The organism is Pseudomonas sp. SDO55104_S430 (assembly GCF_054070595.1).
The window spans coordinates 1-4597 of record NZ_JBSVXG010000337.1 but is presented as its reverse complement, the minus strand read 5'-3'; the positions used below and the strand labels follow the sequence as shown (position 1 = coordinate 4597).

Annotated in this window: 6 protein-coding genes; all 6 read right to left on the bottom strand. The window is 62.0% G+C overall.

Annotated features, from left to right (window positions below; genetic code table 11):
• Positions 1-98 precede the first annotated feature (98 nt).
• The 6 genes from ACW9JE_RS28915 to metX are packed head-to-tail and all read right to left on the bottom strand — an operon-like array spanning position 99 to position 4455.
• Positions 99-422: a DUF3392 domain-containing protein gene (locus ACW9JE_RS28915; protein WP_007975393.1), complete on the bottom strand. Its 324-nt coding sequence runs from the start codon at positions 420-422 to the stop codon at positions 99-101.
• Positions 423-431: 9 nt separating this feature from the next.
• Complete coding sequence (gene hemW / locus ACW9JE_RS28910) at positions 432-1637, bottom strand: radical SAM family heme chaperone HemW (RefSeq protein WP_457434701.1); 1206 nt, start codon at positions 1635-1637, stop codon at positions 432-434.
• Positions 1634-2230 carry an RdgB/HAM1 family non-canonical purine NTP pyrophosphatase gene (gene rdgB / locus ACW9JE_RS28905; protein WP_224538973.1) on the bottom strand — a complete coding sequence of 199 codons (597 nt, stop codon included), beginning with the start codon at positions 2228-2230 and terminating at the stop codon, positions 1634-1636. The genes hemW and rdgB overlap by 4 nt, the downstream gene beginning before the upstream one ends.
• Complete coding sequence (locus ACW9JE_RS28900) at positions 2227-2661, bottom strand: DUF4426 domain-containing protein (protein WP_224538975.1); 435 nt, start codon at positions 2659-2661, stop codon at positions 2227-2229. The genes rdgB and ACW9JE_RS28900 overlap by 4 nt, the downstream gene beginning before the upstream one ends.
• A 26-nt stretch (positions 2662-2687) precedes the next feature.
• Complete coding sequence (metW, locus tag ACW9JE_RS28895) at positions 2688-3308, bottom strand: methionine biosynthesis protein MetW (protein ID WP_175376685.1); 621 nt, start codon at positions 3306-3308, stop codon at positions 2688-2690.
• Between the two features lie 7 nt (positions 3309-3315).
• Positions 3316-4455: a homoserine O-succinyltransferase MetX gene (metX, locus tag ACW9JE_RS28890; protein WP_224538977.1), complete on the bottom strand. Its 1140-nt coding sequence runs from the start codon at positions 4453-4455 to the stop codon at positions 3316-3318.
• Between the last annotated feature and the right edge of the window lie 142 nt (positions 4456-4597).

The window sequence follows — 4597 nt, the reverse complement described above, 5'->3', positions numbered from 1 at the left end:
GCTCGCGAAGAGGCCGTGTCAGTCGACATCACTGTTGAATGACACACCGCATTCGCGAGCAAGCCCGCTCCCACATTTGTTTTAGGGTATGGCTGGGATCAGCGGCGGTCTGCGACGACCCCGATTAGCACCAACACCACCAACAACACCGGCGCCAAACTGTAGTTGTTGAACTGGCTCAGCCCGCGCACAACCCAGGGCGTGGCGTAGATCAGGGCGGCGCCGCTGCCGATCATGCACAGCAGGGCCATCAGCGGGACGCGCAGGGCGCCGGCGATGCTGCCCAGGCGTTGTTCGACCCAGCCTTTGAAATCCGCGCCGAACAGCACCAGCAGGCAACCCACCAGGGCCAGGGCGATTTCCGAGAGATTGCTGCGGCTCCAGCGAGACACGGTGGCGAGCAGGTCGAGTACCAAATCCATTCGAAGTCCTTATGTCAGAAAATTCTGCAGCAAGTCGTTGAGGAATAGCTGTCCGCGCTCGGTGGCCACCAGACGTGACGGTTCGACCTGCAACAGGCCGCTTTGTTCGGCGTCGCGGCGGCTTTCGGCGAGGCTGTCCAGGGGCATGCCGGTGCGTTCCGGATAGAGCTGCGCTTCGACGCCTTGAGTCAGGCGCAAGGCGTTCATCAGGAACTCGAACGGCATTTCATCATTGGCCAACGCCTTTTCGCCAGCCTTGAAGCTTTTTGCCGGGTTCAGGTAGTCCTTCGGCAGGCGGGTCTTCCAGGTGCGCACGATGCGCCCGTCTGGATGACTGAGCTTGCCGTGGGCGCCGGCACCGATGCCGATGAAGTCGCCGAAGCTCCAATAATTGAGGTTATGTCGCGCCGCCCGACCGGGGTGGGCGTAGGCGGAAACTTCGTATTGCACGTAACCGTGTTCGGCCAGCAGCGCTTGCCCGGCTTCCTGAATGTCCCACAGCGTGTCGTCTTCCGGCAGCGTCGGCGGCTGGTTCCAGAACACCGTGTTCGGCTCCAGGGTCAGCTGATACCAGGACAGGTGGGTCGGTTTCAGGGCGATGGCGGTGCGCAGGTCATTCAGGGCGTCATCCAGGGACTGATCGGGCAAGCCGTGCATCAGATCCAGGTTGAAGTTGTCGAACCCGGCCTGACGCGCCATGCCGGCGGCGCGCACCGCTTCGTCGCCGTTGTGAATCCGTCCCAGTGCCTTGAGCTTGTCTTGCTGGAAGCTCTGGATGCCGATCGACAGGCGATTGATGCCCAGCGCCCGGTAAGCCACGAACTTGTCTTGCTCGAAGGTGCCCGGATTGGCTTCCAGGGTGATCTCGATGTCGTGGGCAAACGGAATGCGCTGTTCGACGCCCTTGAGCAGACGGCCCAGGGCCGGGGCGCTGAACAAGCTCGGCGTGCCGCCGCCGAAGAAGATCGAGCTGAGTTCGCGCCCGTATACCGCGTGCAGATCCTGATCGAGGTCAGCCAGCAGCGCGTCCACGTACTCCTCTTCCGGCAGCTCGGGGCTGGCGGTGTGGGAGTTGAAGTCGCAATAAGGGCATTTGCGCACGCACCACGGGATGTGGATGTACAGCGCCAGGGGCGGCAGCACTGGCAGGGCCGCCCGAGGTGATGGGGCGTCGCCACCGTAGATCAGCGGCGACGCGGATGATTCACCGGTCATTTCAAGCCCAGACGCTGGCGCAGCAGATCCATTGCACGGGCGCGGTGGCTGATCTGGTTCTTGTCGGCCGGGCTCAGCTCGGCGCTGGAGCAATCGCGCTCCGGTACCCAGAACAGCGGGTCGTAGCCGAAACCGTGTTCGCCGCTGGCCTGGGTCAGGATGCGACCGTGCCACAGGCCTTCGCAGAGGATCGGCAACGGATCATCGGCGTGACGCACCAGCGCGAGCACGCAGACGAACTGTGCGCCGCGTTCTTCCTGCGGCACGTCCTTCAGGACGTCGAGCAGCTTGGCGTTGTTCGCCGCATCGCCCTTGCCGTCGGCATAACGCGCCGAGTAGATGCCCGGTGCGCCGCCGAGGAAGTCCACCGCCAGACCCGAATCATCCGCCAGTGCCGGCAAGCCGGAAATGCGCGCGGCATTGCGGGCCTTGAGTATGGCGTTCTCGACGAACGACAGACCGGTCTCTTCAGGCTCGATCTTGCTGAACTCGCCGATCGAGCGCAGTTGCACCGACTGGCCGAGCATGGCCTGGAGTTCCTTGAGTTTGCCGGCGTTGTGGCTGGCCAGCACGAGTTGGGTGAAGTTGATCATTCGCCGGGAAAGAGCTCTTGGTTGAAGTTGATGGTGTTGATTTTGTCACCGTTCTGCACCTTGATCTCGAAGGTGCGGGTTTCCTGCTGCGGAACCGGGTACTGGGCGATGTAGTAGATCGCGCCCTGCTCGGTGATCTGCCTGAAGTTCAGAGGCACGCTCTGGCTGGTCAGGTCTTTGACCGTGCCGCTGACCTGAGCCATCTGCGGCTTGCCGTCCTTGATCACCGAAATGTTGATCACGCCCTGGTTCTTGCTGCGGGTGAGTTCCGCGGCCTTGGCGACTTCCGGCGTCAGGAAGGTGGAATTGAAGGTGTTGTAATGCACCGTGGTGTCGCCGAATTTTTCCTGGCGATCACTTTTGATCGCGTCAGCGGCCATGGCCGTGACGCTCAGGCAAGCAGTTAGTACGAACAGCGCTAGACGACCCATGATCGTTCTCCTCGAAATAGGGTGGTTCAGACCGCGACCTTGTGGTCTGTGAGCCCCGGGCTGCTGACGCGGTAAATGCCGATCTCACCTAACAGATTAGGCCATAGCTTGCTGGCCCACCCGTGGCGATGCTGTTGATCCACTGCCAGCCGATCAATGACCTTCGCTTCACGTTCGCGGCACAAGGCTTCAAAGTCCGCGAAGGTGCAGAAGTGAATGTTCGGCGTGTTGTACCAGGTGTAAGGCAGGAACTCGGAAACCGGCATCCGGCCCTTGCTCGCCAGGTACCAGCGGCAGCGCCAATGACCGAAGTTGGGGAAGGTGATGATGCACTGGCGACCGACCCGCAGCATTTCGTCGAGGATCTTGTCCGGGTAGTGCACCGCTTGCAGCGCCTGGGTCATGACCACGATGTCGAAACTGTTGCTGGCGAAGTTGCCCAGGCCCTTGTCCAGGTCCTGCTCGATGACGTTGATGCCCTTGGCCATGCACTCGGCGATGTTGTCGGCGTCGTTTTCCAGGCCATAGCCGGTGACCTGCTTGTTGTCGCGAAGCCAGGTCAGCAGTTCGCCGTCGCCGCAACCCAGATCGAGCACGCGGCTGCCGGCGGGGATCCATTCCTGGATGATTTCCAGATCAGCTCTCATGGCTATCTCACAAGGTAATTCGGTTCATGTAATTACCGAATGCCTGCAAGTAGCGCGGGATCGGAATCAGGAAGGCGTCGTGGCCCTGTGGTGCGTCGATTTCCAGGTAGCAGACGTCCTTGCGCGCCGCCATCAGCGCGTCCACCAGTTCCCGTGAGCGGGCAGGCGAGAAGCGCCAGTCGGTGGTGAACGACATCACGCAGAACTTGGCGGTGGCGTTGGCGAAGGTTTTGGCCAGGTCGTCGTCGAAGTTCGCCGCCGGATCGAAGTAGTCCAGGGCCTTGGTCATCAACAGGTAGGTATTGGCGTCGAAACGTCCGGAGAACTCCTCACCTTGGTAACGCAGGTAGCTTTCGACCTGGAACTCGACGCTGTGGAAGTCGTAGTTGAGCTTCTCGCTCTTGAGGCCGCGGCCGAATTTCTCGCCCATGGAGTCGTCGGACAGGTAGGTGATGTGCCCGACCATCCGCGCCAGCATCAGCCCGCGCTTGGGGATCACGCCCTGTTCCTGGAACGAGCCGCCGTGGAACTCGGGATCGGTGAGGATCGCCTGGCGCGCCACTTCGTTGAAGGCGATGTTCTGTGCCGACAGCTTGGGTGCGGAGGCGATGGCCAGGCAGTGACGGATGCGGTCAGGGTAGGTCATGCTCCATTGCATCGCCTGCATGCCACCCAGGCTGCCGCCGATCACTGCGGCGAATTGAGCGATGCCCAGGCGATCGGCCAGGCGCGCCTGGCTGTGCACCCAGTCTTCCACGGTCAGCACCGGGAAGTCGGCGCCGAATGGCTTGCCGGTCTCCGGATTGATGCTGCTCGGGCCTGTGGAGCCGTTGCAGCCACCGAGGTTGTTCAGGCTGACCACGAAGAACTTGTTGGTGTCGATCGGCTTGCCCGGGCCGATGCAGCTGTCCCACCAACCGGGCTTGCGGTCGTCGGGGCTGTGGTAGCCGGCAGCGTGGTGGTGGCCCGACAGCGCGTGGCAGATCAGCACGGCGTTGCTCGCCGTGGCGTTCAGCGTGCCGTAGGTTTCGTAAATCAGGTCGTAGGCCGGGAGGGAGCGACCGCAGGCCAATGCCAAAGGATCGCTGAAGTGCGCCACTTGCGGCGTCACCAGACCAACAGAATCGGGGGGAAAGGCAGCTGGCATCGACCCTGCTCTCGTTGAAATGAGGCGTAAGTCTAAAGACCGCTGGGGTTAGCGGCAAGCAAAGGCCGGGCCTGATTTTCTACAGTTGGATCGAGGTGTTGCATTCGCGGGCAAGCCTCGCTCCTACGGGTCAGTGGGGACC

Coding starts and splice junctions, on each gene's coding strand:
- metX (WP_224538977.1), bottom strand. CDS start 4,455: ATGCCAGCTGCCTTTCCCCCCGATTCTGTTGGTCTGGTGACGCCGCAA.
- ACW9JE_RS28900 (WP_224538975.1), bottom strand. CDS start 2,661: ATGGGTCGTCTAGCGCTGTTCGTACTAACTGCTTGCCTGAGCGTCACG.
- metW (WP_175376685.1), bottom strand. CDS start 3,308: ATGAGAGCTGATCTGGAAATCATCCAGGAATGGATCCCCGCCGGCAGC.
- ACW9JE_RS28915 (WP_007975393.1), bottom strand. CDS start 422: ATGGATTTGGTACTCGACCTGCTCGCCACCGTGTCTCGCTGGAGCCGC.
- rdgB (WP_224538973.1), bottom strand. CDS start 2,230: ATGATCAACTTCACCCAACTCGTGCTGGCCAGCCACAACGCCGGCAAA.
- hemW (WP_457434701.1), bottom strand. CDS start 1,637: ATGACCGGTGAATCATCCGCGTCGCCGCTGATCTACGGTGGCGACGCC.